This is a genomic window from Methylomonas rapida, assembly GCF_024360925.2.
GTDB classification, from domain to species: Bacteria; Pseudomonadota; Gammaproteobacteria; order Methylococcales; family Methylomonadaceae; genus Methylomonas; species Methylomonas rapida.
In genome coordinates this window covers 3,240,060-3,261,933 of record NZ_CP113517.1, presented here as the reverse complement: position 1 = coordinate 3,261,933, position 21,874 = coordinate 3,240,060, and the positions used below count along the sequence as shown (strand labels likewise).

Annotated in this window: 26 protein-coding genes and 1 tRNA gene; 21 read left to right on the top strand and 6 right to left on the bottom strand. The window is 50.7% G+C overall.

Annotated elements, in window-relative coordinates:
- Positions 1-228 precede the first annotated feature (228 nt).
- On the top strand, positions 229-1,563 hold the full coding sequence (locus NM686_RS15345) for an IS1380 family transposase (protein WP_255188233.1): 1,335 nt from the start codon (positions 229-231) through the stop codon (positions 1,561-1,563).
- 223 nt (positions 1,564-1,786) lie between these two features.
- Here the strand turns inward: NM686_RS15345 and NM686_RS15340 are convergent, their stop codons facing one another.
- Both NM686_RS15340 and NM686_RS15335 read right to left on the bottom strand, forming a co-directional pair.
- Entirely contained in the window at positions 1,787-2,341 is a 555-nt protein-coding gene (locus NM686_RS15340) for a DUF6988 family protein (protein WP_269021857.1), read from the bottom strand.
- Between the two features lie 50 nt (positions 2,342-2,391).
- Complete coding sequence (locus tag NM686_RS15335) at positions 2,392-4,053, bottom strand: glutamine--tRNA ligase/YqeY domain fusion protein (protein ID WP_255188730.1); 1,662 nt, start codon at positions 4,051-4,053, stop codon at positions 2,392-2,394.
- Positions 4,054-4,288: 235 nt separating this feature from the next.
- Between NM686_RS15335 and rpoH the strand changes: the two genes are divergently transcribed.
- From rpoH to NM686_RS15305, 6 genes are all read left to right on the top strand, one after another.
- Positions 4,289-5,143: an RNA polymerase sigma factor RpoH gene (gene rpoH, locus NM686_RS15330; protein ID WP_255188729.1), complete on the top strand. Its 855-nt coding sequence runs from the start codon at positions 4,289-4,291 to the stop codon at positions 5,141-5,143.
- 60 nt (positions 5,144-5,203) lie between these two features.
- Positions 5,204-5,290, top strand: a tRNA-Leu gene (locus NM686_RS15325).
- A gap of 186 nt (positions 5,291-5,476) precedes the next feature.
- The gene (locus tag NM686_RS15320) at positions 5,477-6,730 is read left to right on the top strand and encodes a tyrosine-type recombinase/integrase (RefSeq protein ID WP_255188728.1); all 1,254 of its coding nucleotides are present in this window, start codon (positions 5,477-5,479) and stop codon (positions 6,728-6,730) included.
- Between the two features lie 320 nt (positions 6,731-7,050).
- Positions 7,051-7,263 carry a hypothetical protein gene (locus NM686_RS15315; protein ID WP_255188727.1) on the top strand — a complete coding sequence of 71 codons (213 nt, stop codon included), beginning with the start codon at positions 7,051-7,053 and terminating at the stop codon, positions 7,261-7,263.
- A complete protein-coding gene (locus NM686_RS15310) occupies positions 7,226-7,498 on the top strand; it encodes a DUF2335 domain-containing protein (protein WP_255188726.1) in 273 nt (90 codons plus the stop codon). Before NM686_RS15315 ends, NM686_RS15310 begins: the two co-directional genes overlap by 38 nt.
- 205 nt (positions 7,499-7,703) lie before the next feature.
- A complete protein-coding gene (locus tag NM686_RS15305) occupies positions 7,704-9,953 on the top strand; it encodes a tape measure protein (protein WP_255188725.1) in 2,250 nt (749 codons plus the stop codon).
- Positions 9,954-9,984: 31 nt separating this feature from the next.
- Here NM686_RS15305 and NM686_RS15300 read toward each other — a convergent pair whose 3' ends face one another.
- The 4 genes from NM686_RS15300 to NM686_RS15285 all read right to left on the bottom strand — a co-directional run bounded on the left by NM686_RS15300 (position 9,985) and on the right by NM686_RS15285 (position 12,339).
- Positions 9,985-10,125, bottom strand: coding sequence for a hypothetical protein (locus tag NM686_RS15300; protein ID WP_255188724.1), 141 nt, complete (start codon positions 10,123-10,125; stop codon positions 9,985-9,987).
- Positions 10,126-10,128: 3 nt separating this feature from the next.
- Positions 10,129-10,284, bottom strand: coding sequence for a hypothetical protein (locus NM686_RS15295; protein ID WP_255188723.1), 156 nt, complete (start codon positions 10,282-10,284; stop codon positions 10,129-10,131).
- Positions 10,285-10,402: 118 nt separating this feature from the next.
- A complete protein-coding gene (locus NM686_RS15290) occupies positions 10,403-10,660 on the bottom strand; it encodes an ogr/Delta-like zinc finger family protein (protein ID WP_255188722.1) in 258 nt (85 codons plus the stop codon).
- Between the two features lie 428 nt (positions 10,661-11,088).
- The gene (locus tag NM686_RS15285) at positions 11,089-12,339 is read right to left on the bottom strand and encodes an ISL3 family transposase (RefSeq protein WP_255187011.1); all 1,251 of its coding nucleotides are present in this window, start codon (positions 12,337-12,339) and stop codon (positions 11,089-11,091) included.
- A 497-nt stretch (positions 12,340-12,836) separates the two neighbouring features.
- Here NM686_RS15285 and NM686_RS15280 point away from each other — a divergent pair, with 497 nt between their 5' ends.
- The 14 genes from NM686_RS15280 (at position 12,837) to NM686_RS15215 (ending at position 21,861) form a co-directional block, all read left to right on the top strand.
- Entirely contained in the window at positions 12,837-14,171 is a 1,335-nt protein-coding gene (locus NM686_RS15280; protein WP_255188233.1) for an IS1380 family transposase, read from the top strand.
- A gap of 325 nt (positions 14,172-14,496) precedes the next feature.
- Positions 14,497-14,673 (top strand): hypothetical protein, encoded by a 177-nt coding sequence (locus NM686_RS15275; RefSeq protein ID WP_255188719.1) that lies wholly within the window; start codon positions 14,497-14,499, stop codon positions 14,671-14,673.
- A 139-nt stretch (positions 14,674-14,812) separates the two neighbouring features.
- Positions 14,813-15,043 carry a helix-turn-helix transcriptional regulator gene (locus tag NM686_RS15270; RefSeq protein WP_255188718.1) on the top strand — a complete coding sequence of 77 codons (231 nt, stop codon included), beginning with the start codon at positions 14,813-14,815 and terminating at the stop codon, positions 15,041-15,043.
- Positions 15,040-15,363, top strand: a complete 324-nt coding sequence (locus tag NM686_RS15265; protein WP_255188717.1) for an ash family protein — start codon at positions 15,040-15,042, stop codon at positions 15,361-15,363. The genes NM686_RS15270 and NM686_RS15265 overlap by 4 nt, the downstream gene beginning before the upstream one ends.
- Entirely contained in the window at positions 15,360-16,256 is an 897-nt protein-coding gene (locus tag NM686_RS15260) for a hypothetical protein (RefSeq protein WP_255188716.1), read from the top strand. Before NM686_RS15265 ends, NM686_RS15260 begins: the two co-directional genes overlap by 4 nt.
- 3 nt (positions 16,257-16,259) lie before the next feature.
- Positions 16,260-16,544 (top strand): hypothetical protein, encoded by a 285-nt coding sequence (locus tag NM686_RS15255; protein WP_255188715.1) that lies wholly within the window; start codon positions 16,260-16,262, stop codon positions 16,542-16,544.
- Positions 16,537-16,869 carry a hypothetical protein gene (locus NM686_RS15250; protein WP_255188714.1) on the top strand — a complete coding sequence of 111 codons (333 nt, stop codon included), beginning with the start codon at positions 16,537-16,539 and terminating at the stop codon, positions 16,867-16,869. Before NM686_RS15255 ends, NM686_RS15250 begins: the two co-directional genes overlap by 8 nt.
- Positions 16,866-17,513, top strand: a complete 648-nt coding sequence (locus NM686_RS15245) for a phage virion morphogenesis protein (protein WP_255188713.1) — start codon at positions 16,866-16,868, stop codon at positions 17,511-17,513. The genes NM686_RS15250 and NM686_RS15245 overlap by 4 nt, the downstream gene beginning before the upstream one ends.
- Before the next feature lie 118 nt (positions 17,514-17,631).
- Positions 17,632-18,072, top strand: a complete 441-nt coding sequence (locus NM686_RS15240) for a hypothetical protein (RefSeq protein WP_255188712.1) — start codon at positions 17,632-17,634, stop codon at positions 18,070-18,072.
- Entirely contained in the window at positions 18,059-19,888 is a 1,830-nt protein-coding gene (locus NM686_RS15235) for a DNA primase family protein (RefSeq protein ID WP_255188711.1), read from the top strand. Before NM686_RS15240 ends, NM686_RS15235 begins: the two co-directional genes overlap by 14 nt.
- A 243-nt stretch (positions 19,889-20,131) precedes the next feature.
- The gene (locus NM686_RS15230; RefSeq protein WP_255188710.1) at positions 20,132-20,425 is read left to right on the top strand and encodes a hypothetical protein; all 294 of its coding nucleotides are present in this window, start codon (positions 20,132-20,134) and stop codon (positions 20,423-20,425) included.
- Between the two features lie 117 nt (positions 20,426-20,542).
- Complete coding sequence (locus NM686_RS15225; protein ID WP_255188709.1) at positions 20,543-20,890, top strand: hypothetical protein; 348 nt, start codon at positions 20,543-20,545, stop codon at positions 20,888-20,890.
- Between the two features lie 35 nt (positions 20,891-20,925).
- Positions 20,926-21,171, top strand: a complete 246-nt coding sequence (locus NM686_RS15220) for a hypothetical protein (RefSeq protein WP_255188708.1) — start codon at positions 20,926-20,928, stop codon at positions 21,169-21,171.
- 60 nt (positions 21,172-21,231) lie between these two features.
- A complete protein-coding gene (locus tag NM686_RS15215; protein ID WP_255188707.1) occupies positions 21,232-21,861 on the top strand; it encodes a hypothetical protein in 630 nt (209 codons plus the stop codon).
- Positions 21,862-21,874 lie beyond the last annotated feature (13 nt).

Sequence of the window (21,874 nt, the reverse complement as noted above, 5' to 3'; positions counted from 1 at the left end):
GCGATGCGTACCCTACCTGGCTTCCGCCTTACGCGGGTTGGTTTTCAAAGCGATGGTGGCATACACGCCGAACGCTTCCCAGCAAGCTCTAGTAGAGTTCGTTGTAGCGGTTGTTGACCTGAACCTGAATCCGTGACTTAAAAGGCCATCCACGGCCGCAACGCAATGATTTAAAACGCTTATTCTGGGATAATACCGCTATTCTTCCATTCACCCGGCGAGTGATTCATGAAGCGGTTTATCCTGGAGCAATCTGAAACTGAATTTTATACCAGCCATTCTGGATTAGCCTTGGTCGGTTTATGTTTGAATCAATATGGCCAGCTCAATCAGGCGCTGGAAAAAGGTATTCCGCTACGGCACGGTATTGCTCACGCCGATATTATCAAAAGCTATATAGGCACCCTTAGCCTGGGCAAAAGCGACTTCGAAGCCATCGAAAACCATCGCGACGACGACTATTTCAAAGCCGCGCTCGCCATTCATCAAGTACCCTCCAGCGCCCGCCTCAGACAGCGACTGGATGAACACGCCGACGCCTTATTACCGATCATTTATCAAAGCAACCTCGATTTTCTGGCTCACGCCCAGGTGCCGGTAACGCCGTTAGCCACAGGCCATGTCGCGTTGGATATCGATGTTTACCCCATGAACAACGAAAAAACCTGCAAAGAAGGCGTCTCCCGAACCTACAAAGGTTTTGACGGCTACGCCCCGATTGCCCTCTATCTGGGTAAAGAGGGCTGGTGTATTGGTAATGAACTGCGCGAAGGCAAGCAGCATTGCCAATACGAATTCCGCTATGCGCTGGAGCGCGGACTCGCCGCCGCGAAACGTTTGACGACTTTGCCTTTGTTGGTCCGGCTGGATGGCGGTCACGACGCGCTCGACAATCGCATCGACTTACACGAAGCCGATCAGGTCGATTTCATCATCAAATGGAACCCGCGTAAACAAGATGCCGACGCCTGGCTGGCCTACGCCGAACAACACGGCCAGTGGACCACACCGCGCGAAGGCAAACGCGTGGCCTTGTTCAGTGTCATGGAGCAACACACTCGCAACGGTAAAACCTATACCTGTCGCAGGGTCATGCAAATCACCGAGCGCACCATCACGGCTCAAGGCCAAGCCCTCGTGCTACCGGATATCGAAATCGAAGGCTGGTGGACCAGTCTGCCGGTGGCCGATTACGACGATGCCATGGTTATTGCCCTCTATCGCGACCATGCCACCGCTGAACAATTCCACAGCGAATTCAAGACCGATCTGGATATCGAGCGCCTGCCATCCGGCAAGTTTGCCACCAACGACCTGATCATGAGCCTCAGCGCCTATAGCTACAACATCCTGCGCTGGATAGGCCTGATCGGCTTGCTGGGCGAACAAAGCCCGGTCAGGCATCCTGCCAAGCGGCGGCGTATCAAAACCGTGATCCAGGAACTGATGTATCTGGCCGCGCGACTCATCCGTAGCGGGCACCGGCTGAAGCTGCGCTTTTCACAGAGCTGTCCCGGTTTCATCGCTTTTGAATCCACCTACGCCAAACTCGCCGCCGGCTAGCGACTGATCGCTCTGCCATCGATAGCACAACGCCGCAAATTCACAGTGGCTTGGGAATCCTGCGCCTAAAGTCCATCAAATTGAATCATGCAGGGAAAATATTCCAGATAATACGCTGCATTTCTAGCCGTTAAACTCGATTGCCCGGACCACACTTTTAAATTCAGCGAATTTTGGAAGAGTATGACGAATAAAAGGTCTGGCAATATGTGGAGTCACGGATTCAGGCTGAAAGTACGACGGCTTGCATGCAGGACATAACCGCTAGCCCATTTGTGTTGCGTAATACATCATGAATCAGCTTGATTGGATACCCATCATGATGCCTTCGGATTGGATGAATACCCGCATGTGCGTATGAATTGAGTGCTTTCCAGTTGTTGTCCTTGAAACGGGTAAGAGCGTCATAGGCTGGTTGCGGTCCACTTCTTTCCAGTGCCTGCATCATCTGGGCAATCTGCGGCATATTCTTTGCTACTTGTTCCGATTCTAATGATAGGTCGGCGGTCAATTTGGAAATTTGCTCATCAGAAGCAGCGTACGTCAGCCAAATGCAGCGGGTTAGCGCTTCAAACTGTGCGCGGTGAACCACTAACGCTGATGGCAAAAGACTTACTCGAAGCAATGCTCTTGCAGAGTGCCAATGTTCCAGTGAAAGGGAGCAGGCAACATCACTTATTCGAATTCTTGATGAATTGTCGAAGAGCGGCAAATCAATTATTTCTTGGAACTCCTCAGCAAGGATATCGGATTCATCAAAAATTTCTAATGGCTTCATTGTCTGCGTAGCACCTAATAAGTAATTAAGTTTCTGCGTATCATCACTGATCACTTCGCCCAACTATCCCGCAATGTCACCGTCCGGTTGAACACTAGTTTCCCTGGTTTACTGTCGACACTATCCGCGCAGAAATAACCCGTCCGCTCGAACTGGTAACGTACATCCGGCGACGCATCGGTCAGGCTGGCTTCGACGCGGGCGGAGGTTACAACTTCCAGTGAGTCGGGGTTGATGCCATCCAGGAAATTATCCAGCGTATCCGGGTTGGGGTGGCTGAACAGGCGGTCGTACAGGCGGATTTCCGCCGGTAGTGCGTGTTGCTCCGATACCCAATGAATCACGCCCTTGACCTTGCGGCCTTCCGGATTCTTGCCCAGCGTGGCGGGATCGTAAGTGCAGCGCAACTCGATGACATTGCCGGCGTCGTCTTTGATGACTTCCTCGCATTTGATCACGTAGGAACCGCGCAAGCGTACCTCGCCGCCAGGCACCAAGCGCTTGAAGTCTTTCGGCGGGTTTTCCATGAAATCGTCCTGCTCGATCAACAGCACTTTGCCGAATGGCACTGCGCGCGTGCCCATCTCCGGTTTTTGCGGATGGTTGGCGATTTGGTAGGTTTCGGTTTTGCCGTCTTCCCAATTGGTTATGATGACGCGCAACGGCCGCAGCACCGCCATCGCCCGCAACGCGCGCTCGTTGAGGTCGTCGCGGATGCAGGTTTCCAGGAAGCTCATTTCGATCCAGGAGTTTTTCTTGGTGACGCCGATGCGCTCGCAAAAATCGCGGATCGCTTCTGGCGTGACCCCGGCGCGGCGCAGGCCGGAGATGGTCGGCATGCGCGGGTCGTCCCAGCCGGACACGTGTTTTTCGGTGACGAGTTGCAATAGCTTGCGTTTGCTGACGATGGTGTATTCCAGCTGTAAACGGGCGAATTCGATTTGCTGCGGATGACAAGGGGTTTTTAGTGTGTCCAGCACCCAGTCGTACAGCGGGCGATGGTCCTCGAATTCCAGCGTGCAAATCGAGTGGGTGATGCCCTCCAGCATGTCAGACAGGCAGTGGGTGTAGTCGTACATCGGATAGATGCACCAGGCGTCGCCGGTACGGTGGTGGTGCGCGCGGCGGATGCGGTAGATCACCGGGTCGCGCATGTTGATGTTGGGCGAGGCCATGTCGATCTTGGCGCGCAATACGTATTGGCCGTCGGCGAACTCGCCGGCGCGCATGCGTTGGAACAGATCCAGGTTTTCTTCGATGCTGCGGCTTCTGTCCGGGCTTTCCTTGCCGGGCTCAGTCAAGGTGCCGCGGTCGAGACGCATTTGTTCGGCGGTGGAACCGTCGACGTAGGCGTCGCCTTGTTTGATCAACTGCACCGCATAGTCATATAAGGTTTCGAAATAATCCGACGCGTGGTATTTGCCGACCCATTTGAAACCCAGCCATGCGACATCGCGCTCTATCGATTCCATGTATTCGACGCTTTCTTTTTCCGGGTTGGTGTCGTCGAAACGCAGATTACAGGTGCCGTTGTTTTCTTCGGCCAGCGTGAAATTCAGGCAGATGGATTTGGCATGGCCAATATGCAGATAACCGTTCGGTTCCGGCGGGAAGCGTGTTGCAACTTTGCCGTCGTTTTTGTTGTTGGCCTTGTCTTCGGCGATGATGTGGCGGATGAAATTGGCTGGAACGAGGCTTTCGCTAGTGGACATGATGGTTAAGTGTTGAATATGGAAAATAGAAGGGTGATGAGTTAGCGCATGCTCCGCATTTTAACGAGTTTGGCTTGTTTTCGAAAGATAGCTGTCGGTTCGATAGGTGTGTCGGCATCCCGATAAATCAGTCTTGACGCGGATCACAAAATTTTTTGTCAAATTATTAGCACTCTTGATTAACGAGTGCTAGAATCCGGTCAACGTAATTGTTACATCGAATATAGAGGTGACTATGAACAACATGTTGGCGTTGCCGGTCAATTTATCGGTTGGGACTTTCGATAATTATTTGAGCGTCGTGTCGCAAATGCCAAAACTGTCCGCCGAGCAGGAATACGATTTGGCCGTGCGTTATCGCGATGAAGGCGATCTTACTGCCGCGCGCGAGCTGGTCATGTCCAATCTTCGTTTCGTGGCGCATATCGCGCGTGGCTATGCTGGTTACGGTCTACCGTTGGCTGATATCGTGCAGGAAGGCAATATCGGGTTGATGAAGGCAGTCAAACGATTCGATCCCGACATGGGCGTGCGTTTGGTGTCTTTCGCTGTGCATTGGATCAAGGCCGAAATCCACGAATACGTCATCAAGAACTGGCGTATCGTCAAGGTGGCTACCACCAAGGCGCAACGCAAACTATTCTTCAATTTGCGTAAGTTAAAAAAAGACCTGAGCTATTTGTCACCCGATGACGCTGAGGTGATCGCGGAAAGTCTGGATGTCGATGTCAAAACCGTCTATGAAATGGAGCGCAGGCTGGACGGCCGCGACATTAGTCTCGAACCGGTCGATGACGACAGCGAAGACGGCAGTGTCGCGCCTATCGCTTATCTGGAGCAGCAAAATGCCGATCCTGCTTTGTTGCTGGAAAACAGCGATTGGCAGGATCGCAAGGAAGACATGCTGATGGATGCTATGGCCGAGCTAGATGACCGTAGCAGGGACATTCTGACCAGTCGCTGGCTGGTGGAAGAAAAAGCCACCTTGCATGAATTGGCGGATCGTTACCAGGTTTCTGCGGAACGTATTCGTCAGCTGGAACAGAATGCGATGAAAAAACTCAAAGCAGCGGTAGTGCTGGCGGCCTAAAATTATTTGAAAAAGTGCTTGCCAAGCATTTGGTAAGTCCCTATAATGCACATATTCTTTGCCGGGGTGGTGAAACTGGTAGACGCGCCGGATTCAAAATCCGGTTCCCGCGAGGGAGTGTCGGTTCGATTCCGACCCTCGGTACCATTTAAGTGTACGGAGACGTGCAAAGAAGTACGAAAACCCGCAAGCTGTAAGGCTTAGCGGGTTTTTTATTGTTCAGCGAAGTTCAACGAAATACAGCGACATTCACAACAAAGTGTGTCCTTCATCGTGTCCTTTCCTATAATTGCCCTCAGAAGACACAACCGAGGACACACTTGAGGACACACTATGGCGCTCCATCTCAATAAAGACACGGTCTACAAGGGGGCAAAGCCTCGAGATAAAGAGTACTTCATCAACGATGGAGGAGGTCTTTATCTAGTTGTCGGCAAAAACGGAACCAAAATTTGGAAGTTCATTTACACCTTCGAAAGAAAGCGTAAAAAGCTATCCTTTGGCGTGTATCCGGATACGACATTGGAGAATGCCAGGCGCAGAGCCGAAGAAGCCAGAAACAACTTGGCGAGCGGTATCGATCCCAGTGACATCAGAAAACAAGCGCAGGCGGAAATAACGCAAGCCGTCGAAAACCAAAACAGGCTTGACGCAGGCCTTCCCATCAGAAACAGCTTCGAAGACATCGCCAGGCAATGGATTGAATCCGAAGCGCATACCGTGCGCGATGTAACAAACCAAAAAAAAATCCGCCGCTTCGAACTCTACGTATTTCCTCAAATCGGTCAAAAATCAATTGATGACGTAAAGTCTCCCGATATTTTTGCGGTCATCAGACCCTTGATCATTCAAAAAAAACTGGAAACAGCTCACAGAGTGCGGTCGGATATAAGCGCCGTCTACGCGTATGCGATTGCCCATGGCTTCACCGATTACGATCCCGCACAAGCGGTAGGCGCCCAAATACCGGCGCAAAAAGTCAAACATAACGCGGCCATAACCGAGCCAAAGGAAGTCGGGCGCCTGCTTAGAGACATCGCCAATTACCAGGGCACATTCATTGTTCAATGCGCATTCAGGTTATCGCCATACCTGTTCCAACGCCCGGGTGAGATACGCCAAATGGAATGGAAAGATGTTGATTTGGTGGCCAAAGAATGGCGTTACCTCGTGACGAAAACCGAAACCAAGCACATCGTCCCGTTATCACGCCAAGCGGTTGAAATTTTGGAATTGATCAAGCCCTTAACAGGCGCCGGCCAGTATGTTTTTCCATCAAGCCGAGGTGACGGCAGGCCCATGTCAGACGGTACGATACGCACCGCATTAAAAACACTGGGTTACCAAAGCGATGAAATGAGCGCTCATGGCTTCAGAACCACCGCATCAACGTTACTCAATGAACAAGGTTGGTCGCCAGATGCTATAGAGCGCCAACTCTGTCACATGCCAAAGGATCAAGTCAGAGCCGCCTACAACCGGGCGCAATATCTAGAGGAGCGCCGGCGAATGATGCAAACTTGGGCCGATTACCTGGACGCCTTGAAAACCGGCGCGCAAGTTATCCAGTTTCCGCGCCAGGCGTAATCAAACAGGGGGTAACCCTTTTTTTCTAAAATTTCTTGGAATAGTGAAATAACCCAGCATACCCAGCACAGTCAGCACTACCAAAGCTTTCAGAGCCTATAACCCAGCACTAACCCAGCACCAAACCCAGCACCAAACCCAGCACAAAAGAAAAAACTACATGAAAAATGAGCAATACCCAGCAGGAAGAAGGCAGCAATCGAAGGGGGTGGGAATTTGCGAGCTTTTATTGATAAGTCACTGTTTGGGAATGTCAGGTATTATGCTATAGAATGAACGTCGTTGAATCTTGTTGTAAGTTACCGGATAAACAGCAAACCATGAATAAACATACTTTTAATGGATTGATTAGCGGACTGAGTGCCACAAGTTTGCTCTACTCAAATTTTAAATATCCTGAGTTCACCCCGGCCAGGTCAGATAAGAACCAGGATCTCGATAATATGCGTGGTGACTGGTTGAAAATCGGTGGCGACTTCAAAACGGCAATTCAACGTGAAAAATCCGCGCAAGAAAAAGCCCGTCACTCATAACACCCGCACTGATACCAAAGTATCAGTAGGTTGGAGTGGACCATTACCACCACCGGCGGCGCTTGAACAATTCGACACCATCATAGAAAACGGGGCTGAGCGTATTTTCAAAATGGCAGAAGCTGAGCAATCCGCTACGAATTCACTAAATTTGAAGCCATACGACAAGACAATCGCCGAGGTCAATGGCTGGGCTTTATCATTGCAATATCAGCTGTGGCCGCAACCTCAGTAACAGCCTATTTTGGCGCACATCCTTCAGTATCCATAGCCTTAGTGGGTGTTCCCATTCTTGGCATCGTCAAAGCCATAATCAACAGTAAAAGCGATAGATAGATCAGATACCTAAACTATCGATCAAACGCCCATTCTGTTACATAAAACAAAAGAATCATGTTAAAAAGTCGTTAAAACATAGACTTAACGATAAAGGACTCAGCATGTCAGACATGAACTTAAAAATACGCATTCAAGGCGAAAGCAAATCGGCAGAAGACAGCGTCAATCGAATCAATTCCGCGCTGCTAGGCCTGGAGTCATCCAGTAACAAATTGAATGGCATGCTGGCCAAGTTAGGCGTTGGATTATCAATTGCTGGCGTTGCTGACGCCGTGTTTGACGCCACGCGAAAGTTTGACGGCATCAACAAAACGCTGGAAGTGACATCGGGCAGCGCCGAAAAAGCGGCGCAAGCGATGGACTTCATTCGCAACACATCCCAACGATTGGGCACTGATATGGCAGTTAGCGCCAAAGCGTTTTCGGATTTGCAGGCGGCCGCCAACGGCACCGCGATGGAAGGCGAAAACACCCGCACAATTTTTGCCGCCGTATCCCAAGCCATGGCGGCATTGGGTAAGTCATCGGCGGAAACCGAAGGCGCGTTGCTGGCTATCGGGCAGATGATGAGCAAAGGCACCGTAAGCGCCGAAGAATTGCGCGGGCAATTAGGCGAACGCTTGCCAGGGGCGTTCAATTTGATGGCGCAAGCGTTGGACGTGTCCACCGCAGAACTGAGTAAACTGCTGGAGCAAGGAAAAGTCGGTATCGACGTGCTACCCAGATTCGCCAAAGAACTGGATAAAGCCTATAGCGGCGCCAAATTTGACGGCATCGAGTCTAGCCTTACCCGCATCGGCAATGCCTGGGATCGGTTATTGTCTGCCAGTGGCCAGGCGATAAAACTGGACGTCGTATTAAAAACCTTTGCGGACATCGTGACGCCGGAAGCCAGCAACCGGTATACGGATTTGGTCGAACGGCGTAACCAGTTGAACAGCATGATCGGTCGACGGGAAAACTTTGGTGTTGAGGCGGCAGACTATAAGCGCGAGCTGGAAGGCATCAACAAGGAACTGGATACCATGGACCGCAAGCTGGCAGCGGCAGACAAATTCAATCCCCGTTTTGGTGCGCCGATGAAAGCCACCTATGACGAATATGATCAAATCATTGCAGAAGGGCAAAAACTAGCCGAATACCAATCACTGATCAATAAAGGCCAAGCCGACGCCCAAGAAAGGCTATGGACGCAGAACCGCAAACGCATCGATGAGCAAGCGGCGGCATCAGATGCACACATAAAGCAGTTAAAGGCCGAAGCCGACGCATTGAACAGCCTCTATGCAAACGCCGAGTTGAATCTTGAAAAACAAATCCAGTTGCATGGCGACAACAGCGCCGCGGCAGAAATGGAATTCGAAGTGCAGTTTGGCGGACTGTCAAAACTCAACGACGCACAAAAAGTGCGCTTGCTGAATCTGGCAGCAGAAAAAGACTTCATCGAACAAAGCGCCGCCCGCCAGTCTGCCATGTGGCAACAACTCATCGATGACGCCAATGAGTTTGTAGATGTCACCAAAGCCATTCAAGATTTTGCCGCCGGCGACGTGTCGCAATCCGGTTTCAATGGCCTGCTTGCGCGCATCAATGACGATCTTAACGCCGACATCATCAGCGCCGAACAAGCCAAGCAGAAGTTTGACGAATTAGGCCAGGCCTTCAATGCCGGGTTTATCGAACCGGCAACAAACAGCACCAACGAACTGAGCGAATACGGCATCCAAGCCGCGCGCAACATGCAAAGCGCGTTCGCGGACTTCCTGTTCGATCCATTCGACGCCGGCATGGACGGCATGCTTGAAGGTTTTGGCAATACGGTAAGACGCATGGCCGCCGAAGCCGCCTCGGCACAACTCATGGATGCGCTGTTCGGAAAAACCACCAAGGACGGCGGCCACGACTGGGCCAGCGGTTTGCTGGGGGCGGCCTTTTCTGGTCTGACCGGCGCGATCGGCGGCGGATTGAATGCCGACATCAACGGCCTGGTTGCCAACTCCAACCTTTTCGCCAATGGCGGCATCATGACCAGCGCAGGGGCATTGCCGCTGAATAAATACGCCAACGGCGGTATTGCCAGCAGCCCGCAACTGGCGCTATTCGGCGAAGGCAGCATGAATGAAGCCTACGTACCGCTGCCAGACGGGCGGTCGATACCCGTCACCATGACGGGCGGCGACAGTGGCGGCGATACTTACAACTATTCTGTATCAATCAATGTTCAGGGCGGGAATAATCCGGAAGAAACCGGGCGCCGGGTTGCCGAAGCATTTATTCGCACCGTTGTCCGCGAAGAAATCACAACGCAGAAAAGGCCGGGCGGCATGCTAAATTCAATAACCAGGTATTAACCCCACTTCAATATCGAACAAGGGCTTTGCCTTAGCTCATGCTGCCAATACCGGAAAGCAAAGCCGCGCGCTCTTCCTTGGTGAGTTTGTTCAACAAATTGGCGGCCAGTTGTGCGGCTGAGGTTGTCGGATGGTTATCGACACCGAGCCGGACAAATTCAAGTCCATCCATGTTTTAGTTTTCGACGATACGAACACTTTTGAAAACCGCCATCATGCGGTTATATTCTTGTTTTGAAATAATTTTTTGCTCAGACTCGCGCATTTTTTTATTAAAGCGCTCGGCATCTTTTCCACGCAATACAGGCGTGTCTTTTACCTTGCTTGCCATGTGTGTGCTCCAGTAGCGGGCGATTGTTATCGCCTCTTATCGTATCTAATTGAACCTTAGCGAACCATAATACACCGCGCTAGCTTAGTAGCATAGCGCCTAATGTATGTTTTTCAGCTTAATCACTAACACCGGAAAGCAAAGCCGCGCGCTCTTCCTTGGTGAGTTTGTTCAGCAAATTGGCCGCCAGTTGCGCGGTTGAGTTTGCCGGCGGGTTGAGGTAGTGCTTAAAACCCAAGGTCGAGACAAAGGTGGCGCCGCAGGCCTTGGTGTTGAGACACTGGCAATATAAATCCGCTACGGTTTTACCTTCGTTCAAATTATTGCGCGAGGTGATACGGGCTTTTTGCTGGCAGTTGGGGCAATAAACGCTCATGGCTTCCTGATCCTGAATCAAAGGCGCATTATGTCATCAGATTGCGCGGTTTATGGATCGGCAGCGGTGGAATGGCTTATCTGTCCCGGCAATGTCTGGCCAGCATGAAATTGCGGTGGGGCCGAATCCATAAACTCGCTATAATTCAATCAACCGGATAGCCCGACGGGGCGATAAGCGGGTTTCGTCAACCTGTTTCCGGTTAACCCTTCTTGACGACCTTCACTTGGACGGAGTGAATATGATTTTGGCCTTTTTTAATGGTTGTGGTGAATGGTTTATAGAAGACAAGGAAGGAAATATTTTCCCACTTACCGATTTAGTAAGTTTTATTTATCCACATCATTATAACGGTGATGGACAATTCGAATACTGGGCTAAAAGTTCAGGCTCTTCCGTATTTCGCGGAGTAGCCCCGACATATAGGGTTATGCATAACCGAACAACCGTCTCCCTTCGATATCAAGCCAGATATGCTGAAACAGGCGGACGGTATTGTAAATGCCAAAGCAGCGTCGTTTGATGCTTTTGATTTTGTTGTTAAGCCCTTCAACAAAGCCACTGGTTTCCCGGCGAATGAAATAGTTGGTGATTTCATTTCGCCAGTTTTGATAGGTTTTGACAAACGCATCAAAGCCCTTCAACTTCAAGACTTTGATATGCTCCATCCAGCGATCCAAGGCTTTTTCGGCCTCAGCCTTATTGAGTCGGCGCTCAAAAATACCCGTCAAAAGCTCCCGTTGGATATAGACTTCTCGCAAAATGGGGGCTTGCTGGAATAGAAAAAGCAAAACGGTTTGCTGATCGGCAGAGAGTTCCATCCAGCGCTTCCGAAAAGCCCACATCGCGCCTTTCAGCTTGGCATAATCCTCGGCAGACAGGGTATTCTTGAGTTTTTTCATTTCCGCCTTGCGGACCTGGTCGGCGCCGTCTCGATAATGCTTGGCGACATGGAAGCGATCAACCACCACCTCGACGCCGGGCAATGTCTCATAGACGGCGTTGCGATACCCTTCATACATGTCCACGCAGACGCGTTGTAACGCGTGTTGCTGTGCCTCGGGAATATTCTGCAAAAAGGCTTTAACCGTTTCTTTTTTGCGGTCGGGCAGCACCGCCAGAATCCGCTTATGGTCCTCGGTATCGATAGCCGACACGATGACCACAAAATCTTGATGCCCTTTTTTCAAAGCGATTTCATCCAGTCCCAGCAAGCGAATGCCTTGGATGGCAGACCAATCAACTTGTTGGGCCACGTGCCGATTGATAATCCCTTCCGCCGCTTCGGCGCTGATGCCGTGCTTCACGTCCATGTCGGTCACGCTGCTGTTGATCAATTCACGCAATATCCACTGCTCATACGCTTTGGTATGGGGGCTTTTCCAGTTATACCAGCCACATTGTTGCGTGGTCGTCGGACCTTTGGGGCAGTCAGGGCATCGATAGCGCTTGGGGGTTAGCTTGATCCAAACCGGCCGATCGAAAATCGACAAATGACGCAAGGTGATTTCTCTGCCATAGCCATAAAACTTATCGATCCTCTGGCCGCATTGATGGCAGGTTGCACTGGTTAACGTACTACTGACCGTGATGATGAACTCGCCTTTGGCGGTGGTTTCAACTTTTTCGATACAAACATCAGGTATATCCAGCGGTATTTGAAGTAGCGACTGTGTCATCACGATACTCCAGCGTTAAATTGTCGACCTTAGCAAAACTCACTGTGGCAGGCAAAGACTATAGCACTACATGTAGTGGTTTCTCCGCAAAATACGGAAGAGCCAAAGTTCACCGATTTTTAATGTAGTTGGCAGCTTTAAAATTAATAAAAGCGATACTGAAAAATATGTAAAAAAGCTAACAGTTTTTGAAGAAAACAAACAATCAGGACCGGTTAATACTGGATTTGTTTCATACCTTTACTTAATACCAGACGATATTCAGGTTATTGATAAAATAAAACCTCCGGATGTGGCGATAGAAGAAGGTTTTCAGTATGTTTTCAAAATCAAGAAATACAAGAATGATGAAGTAAGCTATTTAGATAAAATTCAGTACGACTTAACTATCTCCTGAATCCGTGACTTAAAAGGCCATCCACGGCCGCAACGCAATGATTTAAAACGCTTATTCTGGGATAATACCGCTATTCTTCCATTCACCCGGCGAGTGATTCATGAAGCGGTTTATCCTGGAGCAATCTGAAACTGAATTTTATACCAGCCATTCTGGATTAGCCTTGGTCGGTTTATGTTTGAATCAATATGGCCAGCTCAATCAGGCGCTGGAAAAAGGTATTCCGCTACGGCACGGTATTGCTCACGCCGATATTATCAAAAGCTATATAGGCACCCTTAGCCTGGGCAAAAGCGACTTCGAAGCCATCGAAAACCATCGCGACGACGACTATTTCAAAGCCGCGCTCGCCATTCATCAAGTACCCTCCAGCGCCCGCCTCAGACAGCGACTGGATGAACACGCCGACGCCTTATTACCGATCATTTATCAAAGCAACCTCGATTTTCTGGCTCACGCCCAGGTGCCGGTAACGCCGTTAGCCACAGGCCATGTCGCGTTGGATATCGATGTTTACCCCATGAACAACGAAAAAACCTGCAAAGAAGGCGTCTCCCGAACCTACAAAGGTTTTGACGGCTACGCCCCGATTGCCCTCTATCTGGGTAAAGAGGGCTGGTGTATTGGTAATGAACTGCGCGAAGGCAAGCAGCATTGCCAATACGAATTCCGCTATGCGCTGGAGCGCGGACTCGCCGCCGCGAAACGTTTGACGACTTTGCCTTTGTTGGTCCGGCTGGATGGCGGTCACGACGCGCTCGACAATCGCATCGACTTACACGAAGCCGATCAGGTCGATTTCATCATCAAATGGAACCCGCGTAAACAAGATGCCGACGCCTGGCTGGCCTACGCCGAACAACACGGCCAGTGGACCACACCGCGCGAAGGCAAACGCGTGGCCTTGTTCAGTGTCATGGAGCAACACACTCGCAACGGTAAAACCTATACCTGTCGCAGGGTCATGCAAATCACCGAGCGCACCATCACGGCTCAAGGCCAAGCCCTCGTGCTACCGGATATCGAAATCGAAGGCTGGTGGACCAGTCTGCCGGTGGCCGATTACGACGATGCCATGGTTATTGCCCTCTATCGCGACCATGCCACCGCTGAACAATTCCACAGCGAATTCAAGACCGATCTGGATATCGAGCGCCTGCCATCCGGCAAGTTTGCCACCAACGACCTGATCATGAGCCTCAGCGCCTATAGCTACAACATCCTGCGCTGGATAGGCCTGATCGGCTTGCTGGGCGAACAAAGCCCGGTCAGGCATCCTGCCAAGCGGCGGCGTATCAAAACCGTGATCCAGGAACTGATGTATCTGGCCGCGCGACTCATCCGTAGCGGGCACCGGCTGAAGCTGCGCTTTTCACAGAGCTGTCCCGGTTTCATCGCTTTTGAATCCACCTACGCCAAACTCGCCGCCGGCTAGCGACTGATCGCTCTGCCATCGATAGCACAACGCCGCAAATTCACAGTGGCTTGGGAATCCTGCGCCTAAAGTCCATCAAATTGAATCATGCAGGGAAAATATTCCAGATAATACGCTGCATTTCTAGCCGTTAAACTCGATTGCCCGGACCACACTTTTAAATTCAGCGAATTTTGGAAGAGTATGACGAATAAAAGGTCTGGCAATATGTGGAGTCACGGATTCAGGTATCTATGAACATACAGTTTCGTCTCAAGCCAATAAAGTGGTTCGGGAATCTGCTGCAATGCATTTAAACCGATCAGACGGTTTAAGAAACTTAATCATGGCCAGCGAAAAATTTTGGGCGAACGCAGATCGTGACGACATCACCACTTGTCCGTATAACGATGAAGTTGAGGAATGGCTTAAAAAACAGGGTTTTTCACAACGTCAAGCCAAAGCAGGCGCTACGATTATTCGTCCGGAATGGGCTCCGCCAGGCCGCAGATCAGGAAAATAGCGACACCTATCCAGTCCATACCAGGCGTGGGTTTCAGCAACTACATCGCCATTAATAGCGAAACCCTTTCGCTATTTTTTCCGATTTTTAACAGCCATCATGCAGCCATGTACCACATGCCACAGAGGAGTGCATTTACATGGCGACAGCAAATCACAAACTACCAGAAACCGGATTCCTTCGGATTTGGGACATAGTCGGGGATAAGAAGAAAAAGAAGCCGGCAATAATCCCGATTGGCCGCACAACTTTTTTAAATCGAGTCAGAGAAGGCATTTACCCGCAGCCTATAAAAATCACCGAACGGACGACCGCTTGGCGGGTTGAAGACATTCGGGCTTTGATTGATCAGATTGGCGGGGTGGCATGATGTTGTTGACACGCCGAATCAGCAGCGCTATCCTGAATACGCTTTCGCAAAAAACGAAAGTCGGGGTTAGCAGCCCGAGAAGCAATGGCGTCAAGACGCCGATACAAGGCGTTTTTTATTGCCTCAAGAAAATAGTCACGGTCAAAATCCGTGCTTTTGTCATGGTGGCGCGTAATGGGCAGCCGCAAGGCTGGCCGGTTTCGACAAGTCCCTTTGGGGATCCATTGCCCGGTACTGCTAACCTGTTACGCGTCGCCGCCCAACAATTAGCAGATGTTGGCGGCGGTTCATACATTCAAGCAATGGAGCCGTCGATATGACAACCCCTACCCAAACTGCGGAAAAAATCCGCCCAGAATCCACACAACACGCCACTCGTTTAGTCACCATTCCAGCCTGCACCAATCATTCAGGCCTGTTAACCAAAACTGTCATAATCAGCGACTTTTGTCCGATATGCGGAGGTCCGCGCGGTGAAGTCTATCGAACCAAGAGCTTCGATGGCAGTTTGTCGGTCGAATGCGATGGTTGGATAAACGCTTGTGGCCACGTCGATCTATACGAATCCGTCATACAGGAAGCCGCGAATAATGGGTTAAACGACCCTGAAGCCACAACCACCAAAACTCAAGCAATTGCACGCCGCCAAGCCTTGGCTGAAACCATCAAGCGCAAGCGCATCGATCTCGATATGTCTATCGAAATGGTGCTGTACGAAATCAACATCGATCATCTGCGCGGATCTTCGTTGATTTGTGTGCAATCTATCTGTGAAGAAATTGCCGACGCCTGCCAAACAGCGCGCGATCAAGCCAAGGCCGCCGCCGTCAAACCTGTTCAAGACACACCCACCACGATGCGCCTGATACCCAGCGCCGCCGGCGCTGAATTCCGCCCAAAAACCATGACATTCGGTGGCTTTGTCAAACGCCAGGCCGAAGAATTGGGCTTGCAACCGATACCGCTGGAAGCCGACTTGCTTCTGTCCAGAATCCGCCAAGGCGGTGATTCCGGCCAGTTTTTGGCCGATGCCTTCCTGAGCGCCTACCGCAAAGGCATCAACTTCAAGCATTCGCTGTTCGAACTGATCAACCTCGATGCCGAAGCGTTTCGCCTGTTTCATGAAATCCTGCATATCCGCCACGTTTCCGGCTGGGACGACAACGCACTTTGTGACGTCGAGCAACAAATCAAAGCCATTGTGGAGGGTTGAGCCATGACTGAAAAAACCAAAAATCAAGTGATTGTCAGCCCCGACTCGAACCGAATTATTAGCCATGTTAGGGGCCGCTTGGAGCGCCTTCAAGATGAAATTCAGCGTTTAAAGGCACTGGACTACCTGTTGACCAATAGCACGAACCACGAAGTCAGCGAATTGGCATGGCTAGTCGAGCCAATCGCCGCCAACCTAGCCGCGCTGCAGGAAGAAATTATGGAGTTTTCGAGAACGAAAGGGCTCGCAATTACCACCACAGTCAAACCGGAGGCCGACCATGTGTAATTCAAAAAATCATAACTGTTTTGCCGCTGAAAACATGCCATTCCGCGCCAAAGCTGGCCAGGTTGATTTTAGCCACAGGCTTTCGCCCGTCGGCTTTGAGCATGGCACCTTGGCGTTATTAGACACGGTGAACATGTCGATTAACAAAGCCGTGGCCGTGGTGACGATGCTGTCAAACAGCTTCGCGATCGATGACGACGAAGCCCGGCCAAGTGATGATGCGGTTTTCTACGCGCTGCAAGCGGTCCAGCATGAATTATTGGACGTGGGTGCCGTTGTCGAGGCTTTTCACCGGAACACAGCCAATAGCAGGGACGCATCATGATTACGGTACGTATAGAAGGCGCGGAAGAAGCTTTTGCCAAGCTGGCAAAGATTAAATCAAACAGCACGCGCAAATCGATTCTTCGCAAGGCCGGGCGCCAGGTGGTCAAGTCCGCGAAAGCGCGCATTGTTGCCCAACGTGATTTATCAGGCGCGCCCTTTGCCCCGGCGGCAGATGGCAGTGGCCGTAAGCTGTTGGTGGGTCGTCCTAAAAAGGACGGATTGCGCCGGCTGTTGAAGGTGATTGAGGCCAGCGAGGATTCGGTTACGGTGGGCTGGCAAAACGGTTTGCTGTCCCGCATAGCATATCAGCAGCAATACGGCCATAGCGAGCCGACCAAAAACACGCGGAAGAAGGTCGTGGCATCCAACGCGCCGGCAACACGGAAGCAAGCCAAGTCATTGATAGATGCTGGTTATAAGGTGCGGAAAAATGGCAAAGCGTATAGAACCCCATCGATCAAGTGGATCACGGAAAACATGACAATGGGGCGGGCGGGGCTCATTTTGCGAATCTTGCAGCCGACGCAATCAACCGGAATTACCAAGATACCGCCGCGGAGTTTTCTCGGGATTACTGATGAGGATTTAAATGCGATTGGCGAGATTTTGAACCAAGAAATCGAGGCGGCGCTGAAGGCCTAAAAGTAACGCGCAAAAAAAAGGCCGTCTGAATTGAGGAGCAGACGGCCTTTCAAATCACTGTTATTTAAAAACCGATAACAGTTTACGGCTATCCGATAACATTTTCAAGCCTAAACTTATGAAAAATATCAAAAAATTACCACCTCACGGTTCAGCGCTTGCTGAACGGCAAAAATTTCTTAATCTTCCCTTTCTGGTCGTTGTTTGCGTCGGACAAGATTCATGGAATAGCGCCAAGCGTTGGAATTCTAGGGGCGACAATTGCGGGCTTGTTCTGCCTTCAGGCGAGAATCCGGAGCGATTCACATGGCCGGTTACTCGCTGTACATGCGTGATCGAGTGGAATGCCGGACCGGATTCAGCCCTTATCATCAACCTTGTTCGGTGCCTGTTATTGGCCGGCGCCGATTTAGTAGTGGTTTGGCCTCGATTTGTTGATTATCGGTCACCAATAGTTGCTTACGACGACACTCGACAACCAGGGGACCGCTGGGTTCAATGCCGTGAAACCATTCGCATCTATCGAAATAGCATAGGGGGCAGCCGTGTTTCTGCCTGAGCAAATTCCGTTAGAACGAGATGAGTCAACCGCATTGTTGATAGAAAACGCCAACCAAGACGATGCCGAGCAAGCACTAGCCGACGCCAAAAAGGTTATCGATGACTTTATCCAGTTCGATGCCAACACGGGCAAGGCAACGTCAAACGCGCTTCAGATGAATCAGGCCGCTTGGCATACGCCGGAGATCATCGGCGCGCTGGCCACGATCAAGCGCCACGAAGAGCAAACTTACACACGCATCAAGTTGGCACTCAAGCAGTGGAAAATCGCCACGGATGTCGATAAGGCTGTCGCCGCACAGTTGCGAACCTTGGCACCTGCATTGAATCCTGTGGCGGCGATTCTGGATAGCATTCAAGCATCGAGCGACCGCGAACCCACGCTAGAGAACGGCGCCTTGGTGTTACCCGCTGAAGATGGCCGGGTCAAACGTCGAATCGAGTCCGAAGCGGCCGTGATCATTGCCGTTGCGCTGAAAGGTTTTGCCCGCTTTGATCAAGAGCTTGGGGTCTGGTACGTGTTCAACGGTTTGTACTGGGACGAACAGGACGCCAAGCGGATTATTTCGCGGGTGTTGGTGAAAATGCTCTATATGGGCTGCCATGTAATCGGCTACCGCAACGCTTACCTGAACGGCATTCGCGCCATTCTGGAATCTGGCTATTTACTGGAGGCGCCCCGTGATTCAGTGGGCTATTTGCCGTTTGAAAATGGCTTGCTGAACATCGAAACGCGCGTTTTGTCGCCCATTACCCACGAAACGGCATTGACTTGGTGCTTGCCGTACCCCTACACACCGAAGGCGGATTGCCCGCGGATAAAAGCCTGGTTGAAGTGGGCGGTGGACGATGATATGGAAACCGTGGAGTTATTGCGGGCCTTTATGGCGGCGATTCTGCATCGGCGCTATGACCTGCAAAAGTTTTTGCATCTGCTTGGCCCGGGCGGCACGGGGAAAAGTACTTTCGTTAATTTGGTTATCGCGTTGGTTGGGGCGGTCAATTATGTCGCCACGTCCTTCAATGGTATTGAAACCGATAAGTTTGAGCTGGCCAGGCTTCATCAAAAAATGCTGGCGATTATTGCCGACTCTGAACGTAACGGCGGCTCTTTGCAGAACTTCAAGGCGGCCACTGGGGGCGATCCATTGCGCTATGAAGTTAAACACCAACAATCAACGGGCAGTTTTATATACAAAGGCTTGTTCATAGTAATCAGTAACGAAAACATCCAGAACACTGACAATTCTTCAGGCATTGCGCGCAGGCCGATCACGGTCTATTTCAAGCGGAGGGTATCCGAGGAACAAAAGCTTGACTGGCAAGCGCGCGGCGGCGAAGCGGCTGTTTTGCATAGCGAACTACCCGGCTTGGTCAATTGGTTGCTGGAGTTATCGCAGGACGACATATCACGCATTATTCGAAACCCGCCAGAACGCACCCTTGACGCCAACTTTGAAGCCATGACAGATACCAACTCTGTGGCCGGCTGGCTGGTTGAATGCTGCATGCCGGATAAGGATGCCGAAACCAAAATCGGTAACGGTAAAAAAATCCCAGAACCCGGATCAGAAACCAAGTACAAGGATTTCGAAATCGAACTTTACCCCAGCTATTTGCAGTGGTCTAGCCGCAACGGCAAGAGCGCCGTTTCGTCTACGCGATTCAAGAACCTTGTGATTGATACGGTTCAAACCTTGGGCTTTGAAGCTGCTGAGCGGCGAGTTGCGGCCGGGCGATTTATTCGCGGACTTCGCTTGCGCCAGGATTGGGAAAATCCGGAACCCGTTTGGCGGAAGGGCTGTAGAAAATGATTAATTTATTTTTAGTGCTGGGTTTAGTGCTGGGTTTGGTGCTGGGTTAATGCTGGGTTATAGGTTCTGAAAGCCTTGGTAGTGCTGACTATGCTGGGTTTGACGCCTAATAAATAGTTTTTAGAAAAAAAATAAAAAAAAACGAGGTGAATTCAGAAAAAAAGAAGTTTGCGGGCCGGGCGTTGAGGAGCAGAAGGCCAACTGTAAACGGTCATTTATCAAACTCTATTCAGGAACTTGAAAATGACAAAGAACATTCACCCACTGGCGGAATTGCGCCGCCAAGGCTTTGAAGCCGATCTGTATCAAGCCCGTTTGCGCGTGTATCCGCGCAGCCGGATGAATAAAGCACTATGCCAATACGTAACGGCAAACCTACCCGCGATTGTGGATGGGATAGTGGCCGAACAAAAAGAAAAGGCTAAGGACGATGCCTTTTTATGGGAATTGCCGCCAAAGATCGGCGTGGATCTCTTCGGGTTCGAAGTGGATATGGTCGAGAAAATCCCGTACCACCTCAATGGAGAGTTTTATTGACAGAGCACGTAACCCTTTAGGCAAGGAGAAAAACAAGAATAGATTGCACGCCAGGCGTTGAGGAGCAGTTCCGGCTGTAAACCGGCTTTTACCAACAACATCAACGGAGATTTAAAGATGGCCGAAACACCACCAACACCATTGCAGAACATCAGGGCGCAGGGCTTAACGGCTCGAATGTACAACGCCATGCTGATTGTTTCACCCTGGTCGATGATGACCAAAGAGCAATACGATTATGTTTCGCTGAACGTCGGCGAAATCATTGCCGATCTGAACGCCGAAGCGACAGCGGCGGGTAATACCAATCTGTGCGGCTACGGGGTTTACTATGTTACAGAAGTGGCCGCGAACAATTATGTGAGCTGGTACATTCCAGAAAATATGCGCGAGGCGATGGGTTACCAAGAAGCATCATGGCGGGAGCCTATCAACAAGGCGCATGGCCGGCCATTGGGCGCGTAGCTGATAGCGGTATTTTTTAATCAATAGGAGAAAACATGGACAAGCAAATTTTACAAAACGCCACGGCAAAATTGGGCGCCGCGATGGATAAGCTCGAATTCAGCAGCTTGACGCCTGAGGATGCTGAAAGCATTCGCGACATGGTTGCCGATGCGCGCAATAGCATCGCAATTCTTTCAGACTTCGAGCCAGATACCGGCGAATTTAGCGTATTGCTGAAAACGGCTGATTTAATCGAAAAAGCCGTGAACGCGGCGGACGATTCGACCACTTATCTTTAATGGAATTTGTTGCGCGCTAAATTGGCGCGCAGCCTCCCAAAACCAAAGGATTTTTAATTTATGAATCAAGAAAAAAAAGCCGAGTATTTAAAACTCAAAACCGAAATAAAAGGGTTACTCTCGAATAGACTCGAAATTAATCAGCGCATCGAGAATTACAAAAGCCAGATCACCGAGCGAACGGTACAAATCCAAACCATTGCCGCCACGCTGGAAAAAGAGGACCGGGCGATAGCCAGCGGTTCGCGTCTGCATCAACCGACGTTGACGATTGATCAATACAACGATCAGAAAAATACGCTGGAAGCATTGAAAGCCGAGTTGCCCGCGATCGAACAGAGTATTACAGACACTAATCGAGAGCTAGCAATATTGGATGCTGAGTTGCAGGAAAAGCGCCGCGCCGTGACGGATGCGCGGGATTTGCTGTTGGTTGACTTGGCGGAACAGTCGTTAAGCGAGTTTGCCACCGCCGCGGGCGAATCCTTTAAAAAGCTGGTGATGGCGGTTATCGCGGTCGAGGGCCGAGGCAAAGGCTTTAATCACGGACAAAAGGCCGCCTTCACGTCTGAAACGTATCGGATCATTTGCGAGGAAATCATTCCGGCGGTTTTTGCCGATACCAAGGAGCTTCCAGATTTGCCGGAATGCAATCAGTTTGTAGATGATTTGATCGAAAAAGCAGCGTAACGATCAATGATAG

What these genes read in the sequence shown, in the direction of transcription:
- NM686_RS15345 (WP_255188233.1), top strand. Translation starts at nt 229, where the DNA reads ATGAAGCGGTTTATCCTGGAGCAATCTGAAACTGAATTTTATACCAGC.
- NM686_RS15340 (WP_269021857.1), bottom strand. Translation starts at nt 2,341, where the DNA reads ATGAAGCCATTAGAAATTTTTGATGAATCCGATATCCTTGCTGAGGAG.
- NM686_RS15335 (WP_255188730.1), bottom strand. Translation starts at nt 4,053, where the DNA reads ATGTCCACTAGCGAAAGCCTCGTTCCAGCCAATTTCATCCGCCACATC.
- rpoH (WP_255188729.1), top strand. Translation starts at nt 4,289, where the DNA reads ATGAACAACATGTTGGCGTTGCCGGTCAATTTATCGGTTGGGACTTTC.
- NM686_RS15320 (WP_255188728.1), top strand. Translation starts at nt 5,477, where the DNA reads ATGGCGCTCCATCTCAATAAAGACACGGTCTACAAGGGGGCAAAGCCT.
- NM686_RS15315 (WP_255188727.1), top strand. Translation starts at nt 7,051, where the DNA reads ATGAATAAACATACTTTTAATGGATTGATTAGCGGACTGAGTGCCACA.
- NM686_RS15305 (WP_255188725.1), top strand. Translation starts at nt 7,704, where the DNA reads ATGTCAGACATGAACTTAAAAATACGCATTCAAGGCGAAAGCAAATCG.
- NM686_RS15300 (WP_255188724.1), bottom strand. Translation starts at nt 10,125, where the DNA reads ATGGATGGACTTGAATTTGTCCGGCTCGGTGTCGATAACCATCCGACA.
- NM686_RS15295 (WP_255188723.1), bottom strand. Translation starts at nt 10,284, where the DNA reads ATGGCAAGCAAGGTAAAAGACACGCCTGTATTGCGTGGAAAAGATGCC.
- NM686_RS15290 (WP_255188722.1), bottom strand. Translation starts at nt 10,660, where the DNA reads ATGAGCGTTTATTGCCCCAACTGCCAGCAAAAAGCCCGTATCACCTCG.
- NM686_RS15285 (WP_255187011.1), bottom strand. Translation starts at nt 12,339, where the DNA reads ATGACACAGTCGCTACTTCAAATACCGCTGGATATACCTGATGTTTGT.
- NM686_RS15280 (WP_255188233.1), top strand. Translation starts at nt 12,837, where the DNA reads ATGAAGCGGTTTATCCTGGAGCAATCTGAAACTGAATTTTATACCAGC.
- NM686_RS15275 (WP_255188719.1), top strand. Translation starts at nt 14,497, where the DNA reads ATGGCCAGCGAAAAATTTTGGGCGAACGCAGATCGTGACGACATCACC.
- NM686_RS15270 (WP_255188718.1), top strand. Translation starts at nt 14,813, where the DNA reads ATGGCGACAGCAAATCACAAACTACCAGAAACCGGATTCCTTCGGATT.
- NM686_RS15265 (WP_255188717.1), top strand. Translation starts at nt 15,040, where the DNA reads ATGATGTTGTTGACACGCCGAATCAGCAGCGCTATCCTGAATACGCTT.
- NM686_RS15260 (WP_255188716.1), top strand. Translation starts at nt 15,360, where the DNA reads ATGACAACCCCTACCCAAACTGCGGAAAAAATCCGCCCAGAATCCACA.
- NM686_RS15255 (WP_255188715.1), top strand. Translation starts at nt 16,260, where the DNA reads ATGACTGAAAAAACCAAAAATCAAGTGATTGTCAGCCCCGACTCGAAC.
- NM686_RS15250 (WP_255188714.1), top strand. Translation starts at nt 16,537, where the DNA reads ATGTGTAATTCAAAAAATCATAACTGTTTTGCCGCTGAAAACATGCCA.
- NM686_RS15245 (WP_255188713.1), top strand. Translation starts at nt 16,866, where the DNA reads ATGATTACGGTACGTATAGAAGGCGCGGAAGAAGCTTTTGCCAAGCTG.
- NM686_RS15240 (WP_255188712.1), top strand. Translation starts at nt 17,632, where the DNA reads ATGAAAAATATCAAAAAATTACCACCTCACGGTTCAGCGCTTGCTGAA.
- NM686_RS15230 (WP_255188710.1), top strand. Translation starts at nt 20,132, where the DNA reads ATGACAAAGAACATTCACCCACTGGCGGAATTGCGCCGCCAAGGCTTT.
- NM686_RS15225 (WP_255188709.1), top strand. Translation starts at nt 20,543, where the DNA reads ATGGCCGAAACACCACCAACACCATTGCAGAACATCAGGGCGCAGGGC.
- NM686_RS15220 (WP_255188708.1), top strand. Translation starts at nt 20,926, where the DNA reads ATGGACAAGCAAATTTTACAAAACGCCACGGCAAAATTGGGCGCCGCG.
- NM686_RS15215 (WP_255188707.1), top strand. Translation starts at nt 21,232, where the DNA reads ATGAATCAAGAAAAAAAAGCCGAGTATTTAAAACTCAAAACCGAAATA.